This is a genomic window from Amnibacterium sp. (genome assembly GCF_025463795.1).
GTDB lineage: Bacteria > Actinomycetota > Actinomycetes > Actinomycetales > Microbacteriaceae > Amnibacterium.
The window spans coordinates 1-23,028 of record NZ_JAODBE010000069.1; the positions used below are offsets into that span (position 1 = coordinate 1).

23 protein-coding genes and 1 tRNA gene are annotated in these 23,028 nt (G+C 72.9%); 17 read left to right on the forward strand and 7 right to left on the reverse strand.

Going from position 1 to position 23,028, the window contains the following annotated elements; translation table 11 throughout:
* Both JWQ92_RS06550 and JWQ92_RS06555 read left to right on the forward strand, forming a co-directional pair.
* Window positions 1-1,476 (forward strand): alpha/beta hydrolase (locus JWQ92_RS06550; protein ID WP_297343664.1); only part of this gene is annotated, 1,476 nt, incomplete at its 5' end.
* A gap of 145 nt (window positions 1,477-1,621) precedes the next feature.
* Window positions 1,622-2,758, forward strand: a complete 1,137-nt coding sequence (locus tag JWQ92_RS06555) for a Vms1/Ankzf1 family peptidyl-tRNA hydrolase (RefSeq protein ID WP_297343665.1) — start codon at window positions 1,622-1,624, stop codon at window positions 2,756-2,758.
* Window positions 2,759-2,807: 49 nt separating this feature from the next.
* Here the strand turns inward: JWQ92_RS06555 and JWQ92_RS06560 are convergent.
* Window positions 2,808-2,895: transfer RNA gene (locus JWQ92_RS06560), tRNA-Leu, on the reverse strand.
* Window positions 2,896-2,996: 101 nt separating this feature from the next.
* Here JWQ92_RS06560 and mgrA point away from each other — a divergent pair.
* Window positions 2,997-4,019 carry an L-glyceraldehyde 3-phosphate reductase gene (gene mgrA, locus JWQ92_RS06565; protein ID WP_297343666.1) on the forward strand — a complete coding sequence of 341 codons (1,023 nt, stop codon included), beginning with the start codon at window positions 2,997-2,999 and terminating at the stop codon, window positions 4,017-4,019.
* A 46-nt stretch (window positions 4,020-4,065) separates the two neighbouring features.
* Entirely contained in the window at window positions 4,066-4,875 is an 810-nt protein-coding gene (locus JWQ92_RS06570; protein WP_297343667.1) for a DUF427 domain-containing protein, read from the forward strand.
* A gap of 26 nt (window positions 4,876-4,901) precedes the next feature.
* Here JWQ92_RS06570 and JWQ92_RS06575 read toward each other — a convergent pair whose 3' ends face one another.
* Complete coding sequence (locus JWQ92_RS06575; RefSeq protein ID WP_297343668.1) at window positions 4,902-5,444, reverse strand: TetR/AcrR family transcriptional regulator; 543 nt, start codon at window positions 5,442-5,444, stop codon at window positions 4,902-4,904.
* A 53-nt stretch (window positions 5,445-5,497) separates the two neighbouring features.
* Between JWQ92_RS06575 and JWQ92_RS06580 the strand changes: the two genes are divergently transcribed.
* The 4 genes from JWQ92_RS06580 to JWQ92_RS06595 all read left to right on the forward strand — a co-directional run bounded on the left by JWQ92_RS06580 (window position 5,498) and on the right by JWQ92_RS06595 (window position 8,838).
* The gene (locus JWQ92_RS06580; RefSeq protein WP_297343669.1) at window positions 5,498-6,064 is read left to right on the forward strand and encodes an alpha/beta fold hydrolase; all 567 of its coding nucleotides are present in this window, start codon (window positions 5,498-5,500) and stop codon (window positions 6,062-6,064) included.
* 40 nt (window positions 6,065-6,104) lie between these two features.
* Complete coding sequence (locus JWQ92_RS06585; protein WP_297343670.1) at window positions 6,105-6,407, forward strand: hypothetical protein; 303 nt, start codon at window positions 6,105-6,107, stop codon at window positions 6,405-6,407.
* A 25-nt stretch (window positions 6,408-6,432) separates the two neighbouring features.
* Entirely contained in the window at window positions 6,433-7,728 is a 1,296-nt protein-coding gene (locus JWQ92_RS06590; protein ID WP_297343671.1) for a M20/M25/M40 family metallo-hydrolase, read from the forward strand.
* A gap of 108 nt (window positions 7,729-7,836) precedes the next feature.
* Window positions 7,837-8,838, forward strand: a complete 1,002-nt coding sequence (locus tag JWQ92_RS06595; protein WP_297343672.1) for a pirin family protein — start codon at window positions 7,837-7,839, stop codon at window positions 8,836-8,838.
* Window positions 8,839-8,931: 93 nt separating this feature from the next.
* Here the strand turns inward: JWQ92_RS06595 and JWQ92_RS06600 are convergent, their stop codons facing one another.
* On the reverse strand, window positions 8,932-9,633 hold the full coding sequence (locus JWQ92_RS06600) for an endonuclease domain-containing protein (protein ID WP_297343673.1): 702 nt from the start codon (window positions 9,631-9,633) through the stop codon (window positions 8,932-8,934).
* A gap of 324 nt (window positions 9,634-9,957) precedes the next feature.
* Complete coding sequence (locus JWQ92_RS06605; protein WP_297343674.1) at window positions 9,958-10,878, reverse strand: PAC2 family protein; 921 nt, start codon at window positions 10,876-10,878, stop codon at window positions 9,958-9,960.
* Between the two features lie 118 nt (window positions 10,879-10,996).
* Between JWQ92_RS06605 and JWQ92_RS06610 the strand changes: the two genes are divergently transcribed.
* The 9 genes from JWQ92_RS06610 (at window position 10,997) to lnt (ending at window position 20,823) form a co-directional block, all read left to right on the forward strand.
* The gene (locus tag JWQ92_RS06610; RefSeq protein WP_297343675.1) at window positions 10,997-11,671 is read left to right on the forward strand and encodes an HAD family phosphatase; all 675 of its coding nucleotides are present in this window, start codon (window positions 10,997-10,999) and stop codon (window positions 11,669-11,671) included.
* Window positions 11,668-12,642, forward strand: a complete 975-nt coding sequence (locus tag JWQ92_RS06615) for a tRNA (adenine-N1)-methyltransferase (RefSeq protein ID WP_297343676.1) — start codon at window positions 11,668-11,670, stop codon at window positions 12,640-12,642. The genes JWQ92_RS06610 and JWQ92_RS06615 overlap by 4 nt, the downstream gene beginning before the upstream one ends.
* 18 nt (window positions 12,643-12,660) lie before the next feature.
* Window positions 12,661-13,647, forward strand: coding sequence for an FKBP-type peptidyl-prolyl cis-trans isomerase (locus JWQ92_RS06620; RefSeq protein ID WP_297343677.1), 987 nt, complete (start codon window positions 12,661-12,663; stop codon window positions 13,645-13,647).
* Between the two features lie 7 nt (window positions 13,648-13,654).
* A complete protein-coding gene (locus tag JWQ92_RS06625; protein WP_297343678.1) occupies window positions 13,655-14,641 on the forward strand; it encodes a WYL domain-containing protein in 987 nt (328 codons plus the stop codon).
* Window positions 14,634-15,608: a YafY family protein gene (locus JWQ92_RS06630; protein ID WP_297343679.1), complete on the forward strand. Its 975-nt coding sequence runs from the start codon at window positions 14,634-14,636 to the stop codon at window positions 15,606-15,608. Before JWQ92_RS06625 ends, JWQ92_RS06630 begins: the two co-directional genes overlap by 8 nt.
* A gap of 93 nt (window positions 15,609-15,701) precedes the next feature.
* Window positions 15,702-15,974, forward strand: a complete 273-nt coding sequence (locus JWQ92_RS06635; RefSeq protein ID WP_297343680.1) for a twin-arginine translocase TatA/TatE family subunit — start codon at window positions 15,702-15,704, stop codon at window positions 15,972-15,974.
* A 5-nt stretch (window positions 15,975-15,979) separates the two neighbouring features.
* On the forward strand, window positions 15,980-16,765 hold the full coding sequence (gene tatC, locus JWQ92_RS06640; RefSeq protein WP_297343681.1) for a twin-arginine translocase subunit TatC: 786 nt from the start codon (window positions 15,980-15,982) through the stop codon (window positions 16,763-16,765).
* Between the two features lie 9 nt (window positions 16,766-16,774).
* The gene (locus tag JWQ92_RS06645; protein ID WP_297343682.1) at window positions 16,775-19,216 is read left to right on the forward strand and encodes a DEAD/DEAH box helicase; all 2,442 of its coding nucleotides are present in this window, start codon (window positions 16,775-16,777) and stop codon (window positions 19,214-19,216) included.
* Window positions 19,213-20,823, forward strand: a complete 1,611-nt coding sequence (gene lnt, locus JWQ92_RS06650; RefSeq protein ID WP_297343683.1) for an apolipoprotein N-acyltransferase — start codon at window positions 19,213-19,215, stop codon at window positions 20,821-20,823. The genes JWQ92_RS06645 and lnt overlap by 4 nt, the downstream gene beginning before the upstream one ends.
* Window positions 20,824-20,858: 35 nt before the next feature.
* Here lnt and JWQ92_RS06655 read toward each other — a convergent pair whose 3' ends face one another.
* From JWQ92_RS06655 to JWQ92_RS06665, 3 genes are all read right to left on the reverse strand, one after another.
* Window positions 20,859-21,230 (reverse strand): RNA polymerase-binding protein RbpA, encoded by a 372-nt coding sequence (locus JWQ92_RS06655; protein WP_297343684.1) that lies wholly within the window; start codon window positions 21,228-21,230, stop codon window positions 20,859-20,861.
* Between the two features lie 127 nt (window positions 21,231-21,357).
* A complete protein-coding gene (locus tag JWQ92_RS06660; protein ID WP_297343685.1) occupies window positions 21,358-22,086 on the reverse strand; it encodes a glycerophosphodiester phosphodiesterase family protein in 729 nt (242 codons plus the stop codon).
* A gap of 1 nt (window position 22,087) precedes the next feature.
* Window positions 22,088-23,028: SPFH domain-containing protein (locus tag JWQ92_RS06665; RefSeq protein WP_297343686.1), on the reverse strand; the 941-nt coding region annotated here is incomplete at its 5' end.

Sequence of the window (23,028 nt, forward strand, 5' to 3'; positions counted from 1 at the left end):
CGGAGCGGCACCCGGGCGGTGCCCGCGCCGACCCGCAGCACCGCCGCGGAGCAGGCGGAGCGCGCCTGGCCTGCGCCCGCGGCCATCGGCTGGCACGCCTGCTCCGACCCCGCCCTCGACCGGGCGCAGTGCGCGACCGTCGCCGTGCCCATGGACTGGTCGACGCCGGGGGACGGGAAGGTCGTGCACCTCGCGATCTCCCGGGTGCGGCACACCGTCACCCCGTACGACGGAGTCATGCTCGTGAATCCCGGCGGCCCCGGCGTGAGCGGGCTCGCCCTCTCGACCGTCGGCGCCCAGGTGCCGGGCCGCGTCGGCGACCGCTACGACTGGATCGGTTTCGACCCGCGCGGCGTCGGCGCCTCCACGCCGCGCCTCAGCTGCATCGCCCACTACGCGGCCGGCCCCCGTCCGCTGTTCGCGCCGCCGACCGCGACCACGATCACCACCTGGCTGCGGAAGAGCGCCGCCTACGCGACGGCGTGCGGCACCGCGGGCGGCGCCCTCCTCGACCACATCACCACCGAGGACACCGCGAAGGACATGGAGTACCTCCGCCTGGCGCTCGCCGCGCCGCGGATCAGCTACTACGGCTACTCGTACGGCACCTACCTGGGGCAGGTGTACGCCACGCTGTTCCCGTCGAAGGTCGACCGCATGGTGCTCGACTCGAACGTGGATCCGCGACGGGTCTGGTACGCCTCGAACCTCGATCAGGACGTCGCCTTCCAGACCACGGTCCAGCGCTTCTTCGCGTGGGTGGCGAAGGCGGACGCCACCTATCACCTCGGCGCCACGACCGCCGAGGTCGAGCAGCACTACGCGCAGACGGCGCAAGCGCTGGCGTCGTCGCCGGCCGGCGGCGTTCTCGGCGCGGACGAGCTCGCCGACACCGTGCTCGAGGCGGGGTACGTGACCGCCGAGTACCCGGCGATCGCGGGTGCCTGGGCGGAGCTCGTCGCGGGCGACCCGACGCGCCTGATCGACGAGTGGCGGGCGACCGACTCCCCGGACGACGACAACGGCTACGCCGTCTACCTCGCCGTCGAGTGCACGGACACGTCGTGGCCGTCGGCGTTCGCGACCTGGCAGCGGGACGCCGACCGCATCGACGACGCCGCCTCGTTCGAGACCTGGCCGAACACGTGGTTCAACATGCCGTGCCGCACCTGGCCGGCGAAACCCCACACCCCGGTCCGGGTGAACGGCGCGGAGGCACCGCCCGTGCTGCTCGTCGACGAGACCCTCGACGCGGCGACGCCGTACGAGGGCAGCCTCGAGGTGCGGTCCCGCTTCCCGCGGGCGCGGCTCCTCGCCGAGCCCGGCGGCCTCAGCCACGCGGACACCCTGTCGGGCAACAGCTGCGTCGACGGGACCATCGCCCGCTACCTCGACAGCGGCGACCTGCCGGCACGGAAGGCGGGCCGCACCGCCGACGCGACCTGCGCGCCGAGCCCCCTGCCGTCGCCCCGCTGACGACCGGATCCGATCGCTCTGGGAAGCCGCGGCGAAAGCCGTGAGCGTGTGTTCCGCACCTGCCCGGATCGGCCTAGCGTCGAGGTTCGAGGACCGGCTGCTCGCCGACACCGCGGCGACGGCCGGATGGGGAAGGAGCGACGACATGACGGCTGGACTTCGGGCGCGATTGACGGAGGCGGTACGGCGGCAGGGCCGCTGGACGACCGTGTACCTCGACCTGTCGAACGACCGGGAGAACCCGGAGGGGCTGCAGGAGTCACGGCGCCGGTCGGTCCGGGACCGGCTGCGCGAGCTCGGGGCGTCCGAGGCGGCGGTCACCGCCGTCGACGAGCGCCTCACCGTCCCGACGGGACTGCCCGCGCCGTTCTGCCGCTACGTGCTCGCCTGCGACGACGAGGTGCAGCTGGAGGAGGCGATCCCCGGCACGCCCGCGAGCGGCGAGGTGGCCGAGGTCGGCCCTGTGCCGCTGATCGCGCCCCTGATCCGGAGCGGCGTCGAGGACTTCGCCTACCTGGTCGTCCAGGTGTCCCGGGACGGCGGCGACATCGCCGTGCACCGCACGGGCGCGTTCTTCCCGGAGCTCTCGAGCACGATGCAGGGCCGCACCGACACCCTGCACAAGGTGAAGGGCGGCGGTTGGGCCCACCTGAACCAGCAGGAGCACGTCGAGGAGATCTGGAAGCAGACCCAGATGGAGCTGTCCGCGGAGATCGACCGGCTCGTGCTCGAGCACCGGCCACGCCTCATCGTCGTCGCCGGCGACATCAAGGCACGCGTGCTGCTGCTCGACGCGCTGGCCGATCGCAGCCGCAGCATCGCGGTGGAGCTCCCGAAGGACACCCGGTCGGGCGGCGCGGACCCGTCCGCGCTGGTGGAGTTCACGGAGCGCCAGATCCAGGCGCTGCTCGAGCGGGACCGGCACGACGTCATCGACCTGCTGCACACCCGGCTCGGGCAGGAGCAGCGCAGCGCCGCGAGCGCCGGGCTGCGGCCCGTGGTCGAGGCGCTCCGGCAGGCGCAGGCCGACACCCTGCTCCTCGACATCGACGCGCTCGGCGACGCCGAGCTGCTGGCGCTCGACGACCAGCCGTGGATCGCCGCCGACGAGGCCGACGTCGCCGGCGCCCGCGTCATCGCCTCTGTGCCCGCGGCCGAGGCGCTCATCCGCTCGGCGCTGCTCACCGACGCCACGGTGCTGCTGGCCCGCTCGGCGGACCTCGGCGGCGAACCGGCAGCGGCGCTCCTGCGCTGGCCCGCGGACGTGCCGGCGAACGCCTGACGACGAACGGGAGAAGGCCCCGCCGCGGTCGCGACGGGGCCTTCTTCCGTGGTGTCCGAGGGGGGACTTGAACCCCCACGCCCGATAAAGGGCACTAGCACCTCAAGCTAGCGCGTCTGCCATTCCGCCACCCGGACAGGGAGCGCCTCGCGGCGCCGGAGGAAGACATTAGCACGGGCCCTCCACCGGATCCGGACCCCTGCGGAGGCACCCGGGCGCGCCGTGCCAGGCTCCTTCCATGGCCTACGAACCCGCCTCGACGCGCTACGACGACTTCCCCTACCGCCGCACCGGACGCAGCGGTCTCAAGCTGCCCGAGATCTCCCTCGGCCTCTGGCACAACTTCGGGGACGGCACCCCGCTCGAGACCCAGCGGGCCGTGCTGCGGCGCGCGTTCGACTCGGGTGTCACCCACTTCGACCTCGCCAACAACTACGGGCCGCCCTACGGATCCGCGGAGTCGAACTTCGGCTCGATCTTCGCCGCGGACTTCAAGCCGTTCCGCGACGAGCTCGTGCTGTCGACCAAGGCCGGGTACGACATGTGGGCGGGCCCCTACGGTGACTTCGGGTCGCGGAAGTACCTGCTCGCCAGCCTCGACCAGTCCCTCACGAGGATGGGCGTCGACTACGTCGACATCTTCTACTCCCACCGCGCGGATCCGGAGACGCCGCTCGAGGAGACGATGGGCGCCCTCGCGACCGCCGTGCAGTCGGGTCGGGCGCTCTACGCCGGCATCTCCAGCTACTCGCCGGAGCGCACCCGTGACGCGGCCCGGATCCTCGGGGAGATGGGCGTCCCGCTGCTCATCCACCAGCCGTCCTACTCGATGCTGAACCGCTGGATCGAGCACGGCCTGCTCGACACCGCCGACGAGCTCGGCATCGGCGTCATCGCGTTCTCGCCGCTCGCGCAGGGGCTGCTCACCGACCGCTACCTCACGGGCATCCCCGAGGACTCGCGGGCGGCTCGCATCGACTCCATGAGGTCGATGCTCACCGACGAGGCCCTCGGCCACGTCCGGGCGCTGAACGACATCGCGCGGCAGCGCGGGCAGACGCTGGCCCAGCTGGCCCTGTCGTGGGTGCTGCGCGACCGTCGCGTCACGAGCGCCCTGATCGGCGCCTCGAGCGTGCAGCAGCTCGACGACAACCTCGCCGCGGTGCGCAACACGGTCTTCACCGACGGCGAGATCGCGGCGATCGACGAGCACGCCGTCGACGGGGGCATCAACCTCTGGAAGCGCTCGAGCGACGTGTAGTCGAGGTCGGCGCTCCGGCAGCACCGTACGGTGCCAGCATGGGCCGATGGCGGTGCTGCTGGAGACCCGGGCAAGACGAGATCTGCGTGAGCTCCGGGTGGCGACGTCGCCCTGGCACGTCCGCGGTATCGCGGGATCCCACACGGTCGTCGACTCCCGCAGGGTGCGACTGGTGTGGGAGCCCCGGCGCGTGACCCCGGTCTACGCGGTGCCGGAGGGGGACGTGCGAGGCACGGTGGAGGCGGCCGGTCCGCCCCGCCCGCTGACCGGAGCCGAGTCGGGCCGGCCGGTGCTCGATCCGACGGTCGCGTTCGACGCCCACACCGCCGCCGGTGAGACCGTCCGCATCCGCACCGGGAACGGCGACGCCGTGGCGGCGTTCCGGATACACGACGAGGCGCTCGCGGGCTTCGTGACGATCGACTTCGACGCGCTCACCTGGTTCGAGGAGGGCAGCGAGCAGCCGGCGCACCCGCGCGACCCCTTCCACCGCATCGATGTCCACCCGACCCGTCAGCACGTCGTCATGTCGCTCGACGGCGAGGTGGTCGTCGACACGGATCGGGCCCGTCTCCTCGCCGAGACGATGCTGCCCGTGCGCTGGTACCTGCCGGCCGACGCGGTGCGGGTGCCGCTCGAGGCCAGCGAGACGAGCACCGCGTGCGCCTACAAGGGGAGGGCCACCTACGGGTCGGCACGGGTCCGGGATCGCCTCCTCGAGGACCTGTTCTGGACCTACGAGCACCCGCTCTCCGACGGGCGTGACGTGCAGGGCCTCCTCGGCGTCTACGCGGAGCGGCTCGACGTGGTGGTCGACGGGGTGGCGCAGCCGAGGCCCGGTCCGTTCCGCGGCTGACCCGTGACTCGGCCCTGTGGTCGGCGTCACCGGAGCGCGGCGCCGACCGCGGCTTCCAGCACCGGACGCGCCTGGACGCTGTCGGCCCGCGTGATGCGGTGCAGGATGAGCCCCTCAAGGCACGCGACGAGGAGATCCGCCCCGACCTCGGGGTCGCGGGCGCCCAGGTCCGCGAGCGCGCCCACGAGCGCCGCACGCAGACCTGCCGCGGCGACGGCGAGCGGTGCGGTGAGGGCGGGATCCCGCCGGGCCTCCAGGAACAGGGTCAGCCGCGCCGCCGTCGCGGTCGCGTGCTCGACCGCCGTCGTCTCGAGCATCATGCAGCAGGCGTCCACGAGCTCGAGGGGCGACGTGCGCACCAGGGACGCCCGAACACCTGCCGCGTCCTGCGCAGCGAGGGCCTCGACGACCCCGGCGAGGAGCGCCGACCGCGTACGGAACGAGTTCGAGGTGGAGCCGGCGGGGAGCCCGGCGCGCTCGTCGACGCGCCGATGGGTCAGCGCCCGCGCCCCCTGCTCCCCGAGGATCTCGGTCGCGGCGGAGAGGGCACGTTCCCGTGTCGTCGACATGCCGGAACTATATTCGTAGTGCCGGTTCACTACGGAAGTAGTACCCTCCGCACATGGTCGTTCCTGCGGATCTCGACGGGCTCCCGCGCCTCCCCGGGGTCGAGCACCGGTTCGTGCGGGTCCATGACCTGCGCATGCACGTCGCCGAGGCCGGAGCGGGCGAGCCGATGCTTCTCCTGCACGGCTTCCCGGGATCCTGGTGGTCATGGCGGCACGTCCTCGGCCCTCTGTCCGAGCGGTACCGGGTGATCTGTCCCGATCTGCGCGGCACCGGCGCGACCGATGCGCCCGCCCACGGGTACGACCGGCGGACGCTCCTCGCCGACGTGGCCGGGCTGCTCGACGAGCTCCGCATCGACCGTGCGCACCTCGTCGGGCACGACTGGGGCGCCCTCATCGCGTTCGCTCTGGCGCTCGACCGGCCCGACCGCGTCCGATCCGTGCTCTCCCTTGCGACGCCGCACCCGTACGCCAGGCTCTCCACGGCGCTCGCCGCCGAGATGTGGCGGCTCTGGTTCCAGGGGGTGGTCGCGGCGCCGGGGGCTCGGCCCGCGTCTGCTCCGGGCGCGCAGCCGGCGCCTGGCGCGACACCTCCTGGTCGGGTACGCCGCCAGGCGTGACGCCTGGACCGAGCAGGACCTGGAGGAGTTGATCGGTCCGTTGCGGCAGCCGGCTCGCGCGCGGGCGGCCTCGGCGCTCTACCGCCGCTTCATCCTGCCCGAGGCGATGCGCATCGTCGCCGGTACCTACCGGGACCGGTGGCTGGCGGCGCCCACCGTCGTCGCCGGTGGCGCCGACGACCCGCTCGCCCGCCCGGCGTTCCTCGGCGGGTGGCAGGGTCACGCGGCCGACATCCGCATCGAGCAGGTGCACGGGGCGGCGCACCACCTGCCCCACGAGCAGCCGGCCGCCGTCGTCGCGCTGGCCCTCGACCTCGCAGCCCGGGCGGCCACCCGGTCCTGAAGGTCGGGGCGGATAGCGTGAACGGGTGACCGACGAGCTGAGCCGGACCGCCCGCTTCGCGCAGGACCTCATCCGCTTCCCGAGCGTCAACCACGGCGACGGCCGCAGCGACGGCGAGGCGGAGGCGGCGGGCTACCTGGAGGCGGAGCTGCAGCGGCTCGGCCTGACGACGCAGGCCTTCGAGCCGGAACCCGGCAGGGTGTCCGTCGTCGCCCGGGTCGAGGGGGAGCGGCCGGGCCCCGCCCTCGTGCTGCACGGTCACACCGACGTCGTGCCGGCGGACCCCGCTCACTGGTCGGTGGACCCGTTCGGTGGTGAGGTCCGCGACGGGATGCTGTGGGGCCGCGGCGCGGTCGACATGAAGGACATGGACGCGATGATGCTCGCGTCGCTCGGCACGATCCTCGGATCCGGGCGCCGCCCGGCCCGCGATCTCGTCGTCGCGTTCTTCGCCGACGAGGAGGCCGGCGGCGTGCTCGGCTCGCACTGGGTCGTGAAGCACCACCCGGAGCTCTTCGCGGGCGCGACCGAGGCGATCAGCGAGGTCGGCGGCTGGTCGCTCGACCTGCACGGCCGCCGCGCCTACCTGCTCCAGACAGGGGAGAAGGCCCTCGTCTGGATCAAGCTGACGGCCAGGGGGCCCGCCGCCCACGGTTCCCGGCTGATCCGCGAGAACGCGATCACGAAGCTCGCCGAAGCCGTCGCCCGGATCGGCCGGCGGGACTGGCCGATCCGGCTCACCGAGACCACCCGGGCGCTCGTCGACGAGCTCGGGCGGCTGCTCGACCTCGACCCGAAGGCCGTCGGCCCGGATGCGGTGGTGCTCGAATCGGGCACGGCGGCCGGGTTCATCCTCGCGACGCTGCGCACGACCACGAACCCCACGCTGCTGTCCGCCGGGTACAAGCACAACGTCATCCCCGACACGGCGACCGCCCTCGTCGACATCCGCACCCTGCCCGGCGAGGAGCAGGCCGTGCTCGACGAGGTGCGGGCGCTCGTCGGCCCCGACATCGAGATCGAGACCGTGCACACCGACGTCGGCCTCGAGAACCCGTTCGGCGGACCGCTCGTCGAGCGGATCATCGCGCTGCTCGGCGAGCACGACCCCGGCGCACCCGTGCTGCCGTACCTGATGTCGGGCGGCACGGACAACAAGGCGCTGTCGGAGCTCGGCATCCGCGGCTACGGCTTCGCGCCGCTGCAGCTGCCGGGCGACCTCGACTTCCCGGCGATGTTCCACGGCGTCGACGAGCGCGTCCCGCTCGCCGCCCTCGATTTCGGCACGAAGGTCCTGACGGACCTCCTGCTGACCTACTGACGAACGCGCGGATCCGGAGAAACCGCGCGACACGCCTCCTCCGAAGCCCTCGCCACGGCGTGTCGCCCAGGAACTCCGGAACGGCGCCATGGTGGGAGGATTCCGGCTGTGAGCGTGACCGAGCGGAACCCCGTGCTCAGCGAGGGCGGCCCTGCGGGACCGGACGGGAACGGGCGCCGCGACGAGCCGCAGGTGCTGCTGCCCCGCGAGGTGCCGCTCGGCGGCCCGCGCGCGATGCTCGTGCAGCGCACGCTGCCGCAGCGGCGCCGGTCGCTGATCGGCGCATGGTGCTTCCTCGACCACTACGGACCGCACGACGTGCAGCCGGGCTCCGCGGGGATGCGGGTGCCCGGCCACCCGCACATCGGGCTGCAGACCGTCACGTGGCTGTTCGAGGGCGAGGTGGAGCACCGCGACACCGCCGGCACCGTCGCCGTCGTCAAGCCGGGCGAGGTGAACCTGATGACTGCGGGGGCGGGCGTGGCGCACTCGGAGTACTCCACCCCGGCGACCACGCGGGTGCACGGCGCGCAGCTCTGGGTCGCGCTGCCCGACGGCGCCCGCATGGGCGACCGCGCCTTCGAGCACTTCGTGCCGGAGGTGCTGCAGGTCGACGGCGCCGAGGTGCGGGTGTTCCTCGGCAGCTGGCTCGGGGTCACGGCGACGCCGCAGACCTACACGCGGCTGCTCGGAGCAGAGGTCCGCCTGCCCGCCGGCACCACCTGGCGGGCCCCGCTCGACCCGGACGACGAGGTGGGCGTGCTCGTCGACCTCGGCTCGGTCACGGTCGACGGCGTCCGGGTGGAGCGGTCGCAGCTCATCGCGCTGCCCGACGGCCGCGACGAGCTCGTGCTCGAGGCCCACGACGAGCCCGCCCGGGTGCTCGTGCTCGGCGGCGAGCCCTTCGGGGAACCGGTCGTGATGTGGTGGAACTTCGTCGGCCGGAACCACGACGAGATCGTCGCCGCACGAGCCGACTGGCAGCGCCAGGTGGAGGCGCAGCGCACCACCGGGCACGCGGACGGGCGCTTCGGCCCTCATCCGGACGCCTGGCGCGACGTGCTGCCCGCGCCGGAGCTGCCGACGGTTCGGCTGAAGCCCCGCTCCTGACCGCGCGCAGGTCCGCGTGCAGGTTCTGTGCCCGGCTACAGGTTCGAACGGCCGGATACCGGCACGGGCGGCCGCCGAACCTGCACGCGGGCGTTACGCGAGAGCGGCGGCGACCGCGGCGAGCACCGTCGGCCACCCGTGCAGCACCTGCCCGGAGTCGAATCGCAGGGTGCGGTAGCGCGACGCGGCGGAAGCAGCGTCGCGGCGCCGGTCCCGTGCGAAGGCCATCGGATCGTCGTGCCAGGTGCGGCCGTCCAGCTCGACGATCAACCGTCCCTCGACCAGCAGATCCACCCTCCCGACACCGGGGATCACGACCTGCACCTCGACCCGGTACCCGGCCGCTCGCAGCAAGTAGCAGGCCACCGATTCCAGCCCCGACTCGCAGCGCGGTTCCGCCCGGGCGACGACCACGCCGAGGTGCGCCGGGAGAACGGTCCGCAGCACCGTCAGGTCCGATAGCCGTGCGTGGCGGAGATGCAGTACGGAGTCGATCATCGCGATCGCGAGCTCGGGCCGCAGCGATAGCAGCGCGTGCTCCAGCACGAGCAGGAGCGGCGCGATCCGGGTCGGCACCTGCGCCGGAGGCGGAACCCGCTTCCCCCAGTGGAGGACGACGTCCGCGGGATCCAGCGGCCGGTCGGCGTCGTCCGCGTCGCGCAGCCGTGCCGCGGTCAGCGGGAGCGCGACATGGAGTCGCTGGTCGCGCGGCGTCCAGAGGCCGAGTGCGCGTCCCGCGGTGGTGGCGGTGGCGATCCCGCCGACCCTGGCCGCGCGGACCACGTCGACCGGCACACCCGGATCGGCGAAGTGCCCCTTCCGAACCCGGGACGAGCACACCCGCTGCGACCGCTTCCGCCACACGTGTCTTCGACCAGCCGTTCGCCCGGAGCTCGGCGGTCGTCCAGAACCGGACCATGCGCGCAGGATGCGGGCAGCGGCGCCCTCGCAACACCGGCATGTGCATCCGTCGACCGCAGGACATCGCCGGCGTGGCTGGGGAGGAGCGAGTGCCCCGCCCGGATGCAGGTCCGCCGGCCGCGTACAGGTTCGGAACTGGGCTCAGCAGCGACGGAGGGGCGCTGAACCTGCACGACGGTCAGTCGCTCGGACGGCGGGTCAGCTGCCGGGGCGCCAGGGCGGGGTGTCGTCGCGGTTCTGCGGCCCGTCCCCGCGGCGCAGGTAGCGCTCGAACTCGCGGGCGATCGCCTCGCCGCTCGCCTCGGGGGAGTCGACGGTGTCGCGGGCCTTCTCGAGCTGCTCGATGTACGCGGCCATGTCCTCGTCGTCGTTCGCGAGGGCGTCGATGCCGCTCTCCCAGGCGCTCGCCTCCGACTCGAGGTCGCCGCGCGGCACGTGGATGTCGAGCACGCCCTCGAGCCGCTCCAGGAGCGCCAGCGTCGCCTTCGGCGACGGGGCGTTGTGCACGTAGTGGGGTACGGAGGCCCAGATCGAGATCGTGGGGATGCCGACGCGGGCGGCCGAGTCCGAGAGCACCGACAGGATCCCGACCGGCCCCTCGTAGGTGCTCTTCTCGAGGTCGAGGTCGCCCCGCACCTCGGCGTCCTCGCTCGACGCGAACGTGGAGATCGGCCGGGTGTGCGGCACGTCAGCGAGCATCGCGCCGAGCATCACGATGCCCTCGACGTCGGCCACGAGGGCCGCGTCCACGATCTCGGCGACGAAGCCGCGCCAGCTGCGCGACGGTTCGGTGCCGAGCAGCACGAAGAGGTTCGAGCGGTCGATCCGCTCCTCCGGCGCCGGCGCCTCTGGCGCGACCCCGCGCGTGCGGGAGCGCCGGGCGGGCCCGTACATCGTGGCGCCGGGCCACGTGATGCGCTTCTCGCCGTGCTCGTCCACCCCGACGACCGGCCGATTGAACTGGTAGTCCATGTACAGCTCGGGATCGATGTCGAGCACCGGCACGAGGGGCATGGCGTCGCGGACCATGCGCACCGCGTTCGTCGCCGCCTCTCCGGCGTCGTTCCAGCCTTCGAACGCGACCACGAGGATCCGTCCGCGCTGGAACCGCTTCGTCATGGGCAAGGGCGCTTCTCTCGGTCGACTCCGGCCCGAGCGGCCGGGTCCGCTCCAGACTATTGCGCGCCCCGACGGCACCCCCGAGTGTTCGCTCTCCGCGTGGCTATCGTGGTCCCTCGTGCCGACGCCTCCGCTGCCCGCCGCCGTGCTCTGGGACATGGACGGCACGCTGGTCGACACGGAGCCCGACTGGATGGCGGCGGAGATCGCGCTGCTCGGCCGGTTCGGCCGCCCATGGACGCACGCGCAGGCACTCACCCTCGTCGGCAGCGGCCTGCAGGACGCGGCGCGGGTGCTCCAGGACAACGGTGCGGAGCTCGACGTGCCCACGATCGTGGACACCTTGACCGACTCGGTGCTCGACCGGCTCCGGGAGCGCGTGCCCTGGCGTCCCGGCGCCCTCGAGCTGCTCGCCGAGGTGCGCGACGCCGGCGTGCCGACCGCGCTCGTCACCATGTCGATCCGCCGGATGGCGGAGACGGTCGCCCGTGCGATCCCGTTCCCCGCGTTCGACCTCGTCGTCTCCGGCAGCGACGTCGCCCACCCGAAGCCGCATCCGGACCCGTACCAGCGCGCGGCAGCCGGCCTCGGCGTCGACATCCGGGCGTCGGTGGCCATCGAGGACTCGGCGCCCGGCCTCGCGTCCGCCGTCGCCGCGGGGGCGGCGGCCATCGGCGTGCCGGCCACCGTGCCGCTCGCCGAGGGCGACGCGTGGACGCTCTGGCCGACCCTCCGCGGGCGCACCCTCGGCGACCTGGCCGCCGTCACGGCCCGTACGGCGGCCCGCGCGTGACCGGCCTCTTCAGGGCGGGCGACCGGGTGCAGCTCACCGGTCACAAGGGGCGACGCAACACGATCACGCTGCAGCCGGGCGCCGTGTTCACGACCCACCGGGGCTCCCTCGCCCACGACGCCCTGCTCGGGCAGCCCGACGGCTCCGTGGTCACCGGCTCGGACGGCACGGTCTACCTCGCGCTGAAGCCGCTGCTCACCGACTACGTCATGTCGATGCCGCGCGGCGCCGCGATCGTCTACCCGAAGGACGCCGGCCAGATCCTCGCCGCAGGCGACATCGCCGAGGGATGCCGCGTCGTCGAGGCCGGCGTCGGGAGCGGCGCGCTGAGCCTCTGGCTGCTCCGCGGCGTCGGTCCGAGCGGATCGCTGCACTCGGTCGAGCGCCGCGCGGAGTTCGCGACGATCGCGGCCGACAACGTCGCCGGGTTCTTCGGCGAGACGCCGGCGCGATGGCGGCTCACGGTCGGCGACCTCGTGCCCGTGCTGGACGCCGGGGAGGCCGATGCGGCGGATCGCGTCGTGCTCGACATGCTCGCGCCCTGGGAATGCGTTCCCGCGGTGTCCCGCAGCCTCGCGTCCGGCGGCGTGGTCACGGCCTACGTCGCGACCGTGCCGCAGCTCAGCCGGTTCGTGGAGGGGGTCCGCGAGTCGGGCGACTTCACGGAGCCGCTCGCCACCGAGACGATGGTGCGCGGCTGGCACGTCGAGGGACTCGCGGTGCGCCCCGATCACCGGATGGTGGCCCACACCGGCTTCCTCGTGACCGCTCGCCGGCTCGCTCCGGGCGCCGTGGCCCCCGAGCAGCAGCGGCGCGCATCCAAGGACTCCTTCTCGGACGAGGACCTCGAGGCGTGGACGCCCGGTGCCCTGGAGGTGCGCGAGCAGAGCCCGAAGCGCCTCCGCCGCACGGCGAGGCAGGCCGCCGAGATCGCCGGGGCGCGAGCCGCGCAGGCGGCCGACCCGGACTGATCTGGCAGGATGCTGGGCGTGCCGCTGACCCGTCCGCTCCGTCTCGCCGCGGTCCTCGCCTCCGCCGCACTCGTCACCGCCGGTCTGGCCGGCTGCTCCGCGGACGGCCCTGGCGGCTGCACGCCGGGCGCCACCGCCGGTGCCGGCAGCAGCTCGGTGACCGCGAGCGGCGCCTTCGGCACCCAGCCTTCGATCCGCTTCGACACCCCGCTGCACGTCTCGAGCACGGAGGTGAGCACGCTGATCCCCGGATCGGGGAGCGGCGTCGTGAACGGGCAGGAGCTCGTCGCGGACCTCACGATCCTCGACGGCACGACGGGCGCCGTCGTCTCGAAGACCGACTACACCGGCAAGGCCGATCCGACCGGCGCAACGGGTCCGGCGAACGTCGTCGTGAGCAGCAAGCTGCCGTCGAAGGGGTTGCGCAAGGCGCTGCTCTGCGCGCGGGCGGGGGAGCGGCTCGCGGCCGTCATCCCACCGAAGGAGGGGTTCGCCGCCGGCACCCTCGGCACGGCCGTGACGAGCTCGGACTCCATCGTGATCGTCGCCGACGTGCGCAAGACCTACCTCGCCCGGGCGAACGGGGCGAACCAGGTCATGTCCGGCGGACTGCCCGCGGTCGTCCTCGGTCCGGACGGCCGGCCCGGCATCTCCATCCCGGCGCAGGCGGCGCCCACGAAGCTCGAGGTCGCCGACCTGAAGAAGGGCTCCGGCCCGGTGCTGAAGCGCGGCGACACGGCCGTCGTCCACTACACCGGCGTGCTCTGGAGCGACGACACGGTCTTCGACTCGACCTGGCGGAACGGCGCCCCGGTCGACCTGCCGCTGAAGACGGGCTCGGGCGGCGTCGTGAAGGGCTTCGTGTCCGCCCTCGAGGGGCAGCGCGTCGGATCGCAGGTCCTCGCGGTGCTCCCGCCGAGCGAGGCGTACGGCAAGACCGGGAACGGCACGGTGCCGGGCGGCGCGACGCTCGTCTTCGTGGTCGACATCCTGGGGAAGGCGTGACCACGCCGTGGCTGTTCCGGTCTCCAACGAGGAGCGGCTCTTCAGCCTCGTGCTCGCCCTGCTCGCGACCGAGACGGGCCTGACGAAGGCCGACGTCCTCTCGAGCGTCCAGGGCTACCGCCAGCGGTACCGTCCCGGCGGCAACAACGCGAGCCTCGAGCGGCAGTTCGAGCGCGACAAGGAGGACGTCCGCGACCTCGGCGTGCCGCTCGAGTCCATCGAGCTCCCGGCCGACCAGGGCGCCTCGCAGTTCACCCGCTACCGGATCCCGAAGGGCGCGTACGACCTCCCGGCCGACGTGACCTTCACGCCTCAGGAGATCGCGCTGCTCAACCTCGCCGCCCTCGCGTGGCGGGAGGGCTCGCTGTCGGGGGAGTCGCGGCGGGCCCTCATGAAGCTGCGCTCGCTCGGCATCGACTCGGACGAGCCCCTGCTCGGCTACGCGCCCCGGCTGCGAGCGCGCGACGCGGCCTTCGATCCGCTGTCCGGCGCGATCGAGCGGCACCACGTCGTCGGGTTCGGGTACCTGAAGCCGGGTGACACCCAGACCAGGAAGCGCCGGCTCGCGCCGCTCGCGCTCGTGCAGTTCGGCGGCCGCTGGCACGTCTACGGCACCGACCAGCGCACGGGGGAGCCGAGGACCTTCCTGCTCAGCCGCATCGTCGGGCAGGTCGAGGAGACCGCGACCGCCTTCCCGGCGCCCGACGGCGATCCGGCGGCGGAGGCCCTCGAGTCGCTCCGCCGGGAGACCGCGAGGAACCTCGCCGCCGTGACGGTGCAGCCCGGTACCGACGCGGCCGCCCGCCTGGGCCGTCGCGCCGAGGCGCACGACGAGGGCCGGCTCACGCTGCACTACACGGACCTCCAGGTGATCGCGGACGAGCTCGCGTCGTTCGGGCCCGAGGTGCTGGTGCACGAGCCGCCCGCGCTCGTCGACGCCGTCCGCGAGCGGCTCGACGCCGTCGCGGCGGCCCACGGGGACGACGATGGCTGACGCCCAGCCGCAACGCGTGCAGGACCGCCTCGCGTTCCTCCTCGCCCTCGTGCCGTACCTGCTCGACAACGACGGCGTCTCGGTCGGCCAGGCGGCTGCCCACTTCGACGTGCCGGAGCAGCGGATCCGCGAGGCCGTCGAGCTCATCGCCGTCTCGGGTGTGCCCGGCGACAGCCGCCAGTACCAGCACGGCGACCTCTTCGACATCGACTGGGACCGGTTCGAGACCGACGACGAGATCGCGATCACGCACCAGGTCGCGATCGACGACTCGCCGCGCTTCTCCGCCCGCGAGGCCGCCGCCCTCATCGCGGGACTCCAGTACCTGTCCGCGCTGCCCGAGAACGCCGACCGGGCCACGATCGCCACGCTCACCGCGAAGCTGACCCGCGCCTCGGCCACCGCGCCGGCCGCGGTCGGCGTCGAGGGCGAGGCCGACGACCGCCTCGGGCTCGTCCGCGATGCGATCGCGCACGGCCGCGTGCTCCGCTTCGACTACCTGAACGGGCGCGGCGAGCGGGAGGAGCGCTCCGTCGAGCCCCTGCGCGTCGAGTCGGTCGACGAGTCCTGGTACCTCCGCGGCTGGGACCGTGCGCGGAAGGCGCTCCGCACGTTCCGACTCGACCGCATGGCCGACGTCGTCATCGACGAGGGCGCCCAGCCGCAGCGCCCCGACGGCATCGAGCTGCCCGAGCGCATCTTCCAGCCCTCGAAGCGCGACCTCACCGTCGTCATCGAGCTGGCCGAGGCCGCCCTGCCGATGCTCGCCGACTACCTCGGCGACCGGCCCGTCCTCGAGCCCGCGAAGCGGCGCGGCTGGGTGCGCACGCGCCTCCGGATCGCGCACCTCCACGGCTTGAAGCGGCTCGTCACCCAGCGGTCTGGGCTCGTCCAGGTGATCGAGCCGGAGGAGGCCAGGCGCACGGTCGCGGAGTGGGCGGCGGCGGGCGCGGCGCAGTACCGGTGACCGAACCGGTAGGGAAGCTGCACCGAATCAGGTCGAGCGCGGTTTAGACTCAGCCGCGAGCGGGCCCGACGACGGGCCGGACAGGAGCATCCGATGCCATTCCTCGGCGACCTCGGTTTCTGGAAGATCGTCATCATCGCCGTCGTGGTGCTGATCCTCTTCGGTGGCGCGACGCGCCTCCCGATGTTCGCGAAGGGCCTCGGGCAGTCCGTCAAGGTCTTTCGCAAGGAGATGAAGGACGTCGGCGCCGACAGCAAGTCCGACCGCGCGAAGGACGCACGGGACGAGGACGCGGAGCCCGTGTACTACACGGCTGAGCCGCCCTCGGACTCCGACTCGCGCACGCCGGGCTCCCGCCGGAGCTGAGCCGCGTGGCCGAGGCCACGCGCGTCCGCGACACCGAGCGGCGGATGCCGCTCGTCGAGCACCTCATCGAGCTGCGCAAACGGCTCATGCGCGCCGCGCTCGGCGTCCTCGTGGGCGGTGTCGCCGGATGGTTCCTGAACGATCTCGTCCTGAACGCCCTCCGCAACCCGCTCCTCGCGGGCGGCAAGGCGAGTGAGCGCTTCTCCAAGCTGAACTTCACAGGCATCACGTCGGCGTTCGACGTGAAGTTCGAGATCGCGATCGTGCTCGGCATCGTGGTGTCGAGCCCGATCTGGCTGTACCAGATCTTCGCGTTCATCACGCCCGCGTTCACGCGCACGGAGAAGAAGTACGTCTTCGGCTTCTTCTTCTCGGCCGTGCCGCTCTTCCTCATCGGGTGCGCGGCGGGCTGGCTGCTCGTGCCGCACATCGTCGAGCTGATGACCGGGTTCGCGGGCACGCAGGACGCGACCCTCGTCGACGCGAAGACCTACCTCGACTTCGTGCTCCGCCTCGTGCTGATCATCGGCGTCGCCTTCGTGCTGCCGGTGTTCCTCGTCCTGCTGAACTTCGCCGGCGTGATCCGCGCCCGCGCCATCCTCAAGGGCTGGCGCATCGCGATCCTCGTCACCATCGTGTTCACGGCCCTGGCGACCCCGTCGGCCGACGTGATCTCGATGCTCCTGCTGGCAGCGCCGCTGATCGCGCTGTACTTCGGATCCGTCGGCGTGGCGTACCTCCACGACCGCCGGGTGGACCGTCGGGCCGACGCCGAGCTCACCGCGCTGTAGGGCTCCGCGGTGACCCTCACTCCAGCGGAGCGGTACTCCGCGTCGCGCCAGCGCGCCGGGCATCCGGCCGTGCAGGCGTTCCGCGACCAGCTGTCCTTCGAGCTCGACCCGTTCCAGGTCGCGAGCTGCGTCGCGCTCGAGGACGGCGAGAGCGTGCTCGTCGCGGCGCCCACCGGCGCAGGCAAGACGATCGTCGCCGAGTTCGCCGTGTTCCTCGCGATGGGCACCCCGAGCGAGAAGGTCTTCTACACGGCGCCGATGAAGGCGCTGTCGAACCAGAAGTACAGCGAGCTCGTCGACCTCTACGGGCCGGACGCCATCGGCCTGCTCACCGGCGACACGTCCGTGAACCCGCGCGCCCGGGTCGTCGTGATGACGACCGAGGTGCTCCGCAACATGCTCTACGCCGAGAGCGACCTGCTGAAGGACCTCCGGTACGTGGTGATGGACGAGGTGCACTACCTCGCGGACCGCTTCCGCGGCGCCGTGTGGGAGGAGGTCATCATCCATCTGCCGCAGCGGGTGCGGCTCGTCTCCCTCTCCGCGACGGTGTCGAACGCGGAGGAGTTCGGCGACTGGCTGAACGCGGTGCGCGGCGACACCCGGGTCATCGTCTCCGAGGAGCGGCCCGTGCCGCTCGAGCAGCACGTGCTCATGCGCACGAAGCTCGTCGACCTCTTCGACTCGACCCAGCCCGCCAGCGGGGGAGCGGCGCGGGTCAATCCCGAGCTCGCGCAGATGGCGCGCTCCAGCGGCCGCACGCTGAACTCCCGGGGCATGCAGGACGTCGGCCGCTACCACGCGAAGGGCGGCAAGCCGCAGCGGTTCGGGATGCCGCGCAGCGACATCGTGGCGATGCTCGGCGAGCACAACCTGCTGCCGGCGATCTTCTTCATCTTCAGCAGGGCCGGCTGCGACGCCGCCGTGCGGCAGGCGATGCGCGACGGCATCCGGCTCACCGAGGCGTGGGAGCGCGAGGAGATCCGCGCGATCGTCGACGAGCACTGCCGGACCCTGCTCGACGAGGACCTCGCCGTGCTCGGCTACTGGGAGTGGCTCGAGGGCCTCGAGCGCGGCGTCGCCGCCCACCACGCCGGCCTGCTGCCCGCGTTCAAGGAGGTCGTCGAGGAGCTGTTCCAGCGCAAGCTGATCAAGGTGGTGTTCGCCACCGAGACCCTCGCGCTCGGGATCAACATGCCCGCCCGCACCGTCGTGCTCGAGAAGCTCGAGAAGTTCAACGGCGAGGCCCGGGTGCCGATCACGCCGGGGGAGTACACCCAGCTGACCGGCCGCGCAGGACGTCGCGGCATCGACGTCGAGGGGCACAGCGTCATCTGCTGGCAGGAGGGCCTGGATCCGCAGGGCATCGCGTCCCTCGCCTCCCGCCGGTCCTACCCGCTGAACTCGTCGTTCAAGCCGACCTACAACATGGCGGTCAACCTCATCGAGCGGTTCGGCCGTGACCGCACGCGGGAGATCCTCGAGTCGTCCTTCGCGCAGTTCCAGGCGGACCGCGCCGTCGTCGACCTCGCCCGCAAGGTGCGGCAGCAGGAGGAGTCCCTCGCCGGCTACGAGCGGGCGATGCAGGACGACACCGGCGCGTCGGGTGACGTCGCCGAGTACGCCGCGATCCGCCGCGAGATCTCGGATCTCGAGAAGGCGGGCGTGAAGCCCGCCGACCAGTCCGCGCGGGCACGAGAGCGGCGGCAGCGCGAGCTCCAGGGGCTGCGCCGCCGCCTGCGGGCGCATCCGGCGCACACCTCGCCGCGCCGCGAGGAGCTGTCGCGGTGGGCGGAGCGCTGGTGGCGGCTGAAGCGTCAGAACGACCACCTGCAGCAGCAGATCGCCTCCCGCACCGGCGCCGTCGCCCGCATCTTCGACCGGGTCACCGACGTGCTGATCAGCGAGGACTACCTGCGCGCCGTCGACGACGGGCGCGTGGTGCTCACGAAGCACGGCCGGATGCTCGCCCGGATCTACGGCGAGCGGGACCTGCTGCTCGCGGAGAGCCTCCGCCGGGGCGTGTGGTCGGGGCTCGACGCACCGGCGGCCGCGGCGCTCGCCACGACCTTCGTGTTCGAGGCGCGGCGCGAGGAGGGCGTCGTCGACGAGCGATGGCTGCCGAAGGGCCCGTTCCGCGACGCCTGGAACCGTCTCGAAGGCCTCTGGGAGCGGCTCGACGATCTCGAGCGGTCGCACCACCTGCCGGGCTCGAATCCGCCGTCCGTCGGACTGTGCTCGGCGATGCACCGGTGGGCCCGCGGCGGGGGGCTCGACCCCGTGCTTCGCGAGGCCGACCTGCAGGCGGGCGACTTCGTGCGCTGGACGAAGCAGGTCATCGACCTCCTCGACCAGGTGTCCCAGGTCGCCGACGGCCAGGTCGCGCGCACCGCCCGTCAGGCGCTCGAGGCGATCCGGCGCGGGATCGTCGCGTACAGCAGCGTCGGATGACGCGCGGTCTCCCGTCGGGCGGCCGCCGTCACCTCCGGGACGCGCACCAGCCGTTCGGCCTCCCGCTGCTGCCGGCGCTGCTGCTGTCGATCCTGGCCGGATGGGTCTACTCGTTCGCGTTCCCGTCGCCGAACGTCTGGATCCTCGCCTTCGTCGGCGTGGGCGGCCTCCTCGCGGCTCTGCGTGGGCGCGGGTTCTGGAGCGGCCTGCTCGTCGGGTTCGCCGGGGGCCTCAGCTTCTGGTTCTCGATGATCGGCTGGGTGACGCTGTTCCTCGGCGCGGCGCCCCTGCTGGCCCTCGGGTCGCTCGAGGCGCTGTTCATGGGGCTCGGCGGCGGGTTGATCGCGCTCGTGTACCGGTCCGTGCCGCTGCTGTGGCGCTCACGGTGGGGCCGGGTCGGTGTCACGCCGCTGCTCGTCGCGGCCGCCTGGACCGCCCGCGAGGTCGTCGCGGGCACCTTCCCCTACGGCGGCTTCGCCTGGGGGCGCATGGCGCTCAGCCAGTCGACGAGCCCGTTCGCCCCGCTCGCCGCATGGTTCGGCCTCTCCGGGCTCTCGTTCGTCCTCGCGTGGCTGACCGCGCTGACCGTCGCCTGCCTCGTCGAGCCGCGGGGCGGCTTCGCGCCCGTCGAGCGTCCGCGCCCGCTGGAGCACCTCGTCCCGCGCCTCCTCGCCGTCGCGGCCGCCGCGGGGCTGCTCCTCGCGATCCCGCCGTTCCGCCCGAGCGAGGCCGGAGTGATGCGGATCACGGCGGTGCAGCCCGACACGCACGCCGGCTACTTCGATCCGAAGAACGACCCCGAAGCGAACCTCGCGACGACGGCGGAGGCGACGCTGCGCGCGCAGACCGCGGGCTCCGACCTCATCGTCTGGCCGGAGGGCACGAGTGAGAACGACCCGTTCTCCAACCCGTCGATCCTGCAGCAGCTCAACACCGTGGCCCTGCTGAAGAACGCCCCCGTGCTCACCGGCGCGATCACCACGCGGAACGGGAAGTACTACAACTCCTCGCTGCTGTGGGAGGCGAACCGCGGCCTCGCCGGCGTGTACGACAAGGTCCATCCCGTGCCGTTCGGCGAGTACGTGCCGGACCGCGCCTTCTGGACGCCGTTCGCGCCCGACCTGCTGAAGCTGATCGGCCGCGACTACACGCCCGGCACCCGCTCGTCGGTGCTGAAGGTGGGCACGGTGCCCATCGGCGTCGACATCTGCTTCGACATCGTCGACGACGGCCTCATCGTCGGATCGGTGGCCGACGGCGCGCGCGTGCTCGTCGCGCAGACGAACAACGCGGACTTCGGCACCACCGAGGAGAACGAGCAGCAGCTCGCCATCGCGCGCCTCCGGGCGATCGAGACCGGCCGGTCGGTGGTGAGCGTGTCGACCGTCGCCTCGACGACGTTCATCGACCCGACGGGGACGACGCTCGCCGCCGCCCCGCCGTTCCGGTCGGTCGTACGCACGGAGGCGGTGCCGCTCGCGATCGGCATCACCCCGGCCGTCGCGTTCGGCGTCGGCCTCGGTGCGGCGATCGCGGTGCTCGGCGGCCTGCTGCCGCTGCTCCTGGCGCTCCTCGCCCGCCCCGTCCGCCGTCGCGCCCGCGGCTGACGCGAGCGCGAGCCGGATCGTGCAGGTCGGCCCTGCTAGGAGGCCTTCTTGTCGCCCGTCTTGCCGCGGCGAGCGCGCAGGTACTGGAGGCGCTCCTCGAGCAGCTCCTCGAGCTCGGCGCGCGTGCGCCGTTCGAGCAGCATGTCCCAGTGGGTGCGGGGCGGCTTGGTCTCCTTGACCGTCGCGTCGGCGAGGTTGCCGTCCTCGTCGAGCAGCTTGCCCTCCTGGCCGCTCTTCGCGTTGGTCCACCGCTCCGGGATCTCGGCGTCGGCCGCGAACGTCACCGAGAACGTGCCGCCGTCGGACGCCCGGTACTCGCGCACCTGCCGCTCCGAGAAGACGACCCCCTCCTCGCTCTGCAGGCTCTGCCCGCCGAGCCGCATGCCACGCAGACTGCGATCCGCCATCGATGTTCCCCTCTCGTTCCCCGATCCTCCGGTATAACGGGGCTTCGGAGCAGGGCCTTCCCAGGTTCGGTGATTCTCAGACCTCTCCCAGAGCCCGTTCATGCGTCCGGCACCCCGCGGGGCGCCGTCAGCGGAGGGCGCCGACCGCCAGGTCGGGCAGGTCCGTGACGATCCCGTCGGCTCCCCGTCGCACGAGCTCGCGCATGCGGTCGGGGTCGTTCACCACCCAGAAGTGCACCTCGACGCCCGCGGAGTGCAGCAGGTCGAGAACGGCCGGGGTCGTCGCGTCCAGCCCGGCGAGCCGCTCGGGGATCTGCACGGCGTCGGTGCCCGCCAGCGCCGCCCGGACGAGCCGGCGCGAGCGCAGCCGCAGCCCGGCGACGGCCAGCGCGATCCGCTCGCCCGACGCGGATGTCGCCACCGGCGGCAGCCGCCGCAGCGTCGCCCGCCGTCGGGCCTCGCGGAAGGAGGTGATGAGCACCCGGTGCTCGGCGTGCGCCGACCGGATCGCCGCGGCCACCGGCCACGCGGCCCGCCCGTCCTTGACGTCGATGTTGAAACGGGCCTCGGGGAAGCTCGTCAGCGCCGCCGTCAGCGTCGTGACCCCGGGGTGGTGGTCCATGACGTCGACGAGCACGGTCCGGGCGACCGGCGCCGCCCAGCCGGCCGGCTGCGGGTCGTGCACGAGGACGGCGACGCCGTCCTCCGTCGCTCGCGCGTCGGTCTCGAGCACGACGCCAGGCAGCCGCAGCGCGTCGCGGAACGCGAAGAGCGAGTTCTCCGGTGCTGCGACCGCGAGCCCGCGGTGGGCGAGGATCCGGGGGAGCGGACCGTCGAAGTAGGCGGTACGCGTCACCTCAGGTCGCGGCGGGTGGGACGGGGGGCTGGACGCCGTTCGCCGCGGTCGGCTCGGGCGGCCGGACGGACGACGGGGAATCCGCCGTGGGCGCCGCCGGGGCCGCCAGGTCGGGGATCCCTCGCCCGAACGCATTGCCGATGCCCTTCAGGGCCTCCGTGAGCTCCGACGGGACGATCCAGAGCTTGTTCGACGGGTTCTCCGCGATCTTCGGCAGCATCTGCAGGTACTGGTAGGCGAGCAGGGGACTGTCGGGCCGCCCTGCGTGGATCGCCTCGAACACCGTGGTGATGGCCTTCGCCTCGCCTTCGGCGCGCAGCACGCGGGCCTTCGCCTCACCCTCGGCCTCGAGGATGGCCGACTGCCGGGCGCCCTCCGCCTGGAGGATCGCGGCCTGCTTCGTGCCCTCGGCCGTGAGGATCTGCGCGCGCCGGCTCCGCTCCGCCCGCATCTGCTGCTCCATCGAGTCCTGGATGGAGTGGGGGGGCTCGATCGACTTCAGCTCCACGCGGTTGACGCGGATGCCCCACTTGCCGGTCGCCTCGTCGAGCACGACCCGTAGCTGCCCGTTGATGTTGTCGCGGCTGGTGAGGGCCTCCTCGAGGTTCAGACCGCCGACCACGTTGCGGAGGGTGGTGGTCGTGAGCTGCTCGACGGCGACGAGGTAGTTCGCGATCTCGTAGGTCGCAGCGCGGGCGTCCGTCACCTGAAAGTAGACGACCGTGTCGATCGAGACCACGAGGTTGTCCTCGGTGATCACCGGCTGGGGCGGGAACGAGACCACCTGCTCGCGCAGGTCGAGCAGCGGGCGCAGTCGGTCGACGAAGGGCACGAGCAGGTTCAGGCCGGGCAGAAGGGTCTTGTGGTAGCGGCCCAGCCGTTCCACCACACCCGCCCGCGCCTGCGGCACGACGCGGATCGCGCGCCCCAGCACGACGAGCA

Bases quoted from the DNA above. Each gene is read 5' to 3' on its own strand.
- JWQ92_RS06555 (WP_297343665.1), top strand. From the start codon at position 1,622: ATGACGGCTGGACTTCGGGCGCGATTGACGGAGGCGGTACGGCGGCAG.
- mgrA (WP_297343666.1), top strand. From the start codon at position 2,997: ATGGCCTACGAACCCGCCTCGACGCGCTACGACGACTTCCCCTACCGC.
- JWQ92_RS06570 (WP_297343667.1), top strand. From the start codon at position 4,066: ATGGCGGTGCTGCTGGAGACCCGGGCAAGACGAGATCTGCGTGAGCTC.
- JWQ92_RS06575 (WP_297343668.1), bottom strand. From the start codon at position 5,444: ATGTCGACGACACGGGAACGTGCCCTCTCCGCCGCGACCGAGATCCTC.
- JWQ92_RS06580 (WP_297343669.1), top strand. From the start codon at position 5,498: ATGGTCGTTCCTGCGGATCTCGACGGGCTCCCGCGCCTCCCCGGGGTC.
- JWQ92_RS06605 (WP_297343674.1), bottom strand. From the start codon at position 10,878: ATGACGAAGCGGTTCCAGCGCGGACGGATCCTCGTGGTCGCGTTCGAA.
- JWQ92_RS06630 (WP_297343679.1), top strand. From the start codon at position 14,634: ATGGCTGACGCCCAGCCGCAACGCGTGCAGGACCGCCTCGCGTTCCTC.
- JWQ92_RS06635 (WP_297343680.1), top strand. From the start codon at position 15,702: ATGCCATTCCTCGGCGACCTCGGTTTCTGGAAGATCGTCATCATCGCC.
- lnt (WP_297343683.1), top strand. From the start codon at position 19,213: ATGACGCGCGGTCTCCCGTCGGGCGGCCGCCGTCACCTCCGGGACGCG.
- JWQ92_RS06655 (WP_297343684.1), bottom strand. From the start codon at position 21,230: ATGGCGGATCGCAGTCTGCGTGGCATGCGGCTCGGCGGGCAGAGCCTG.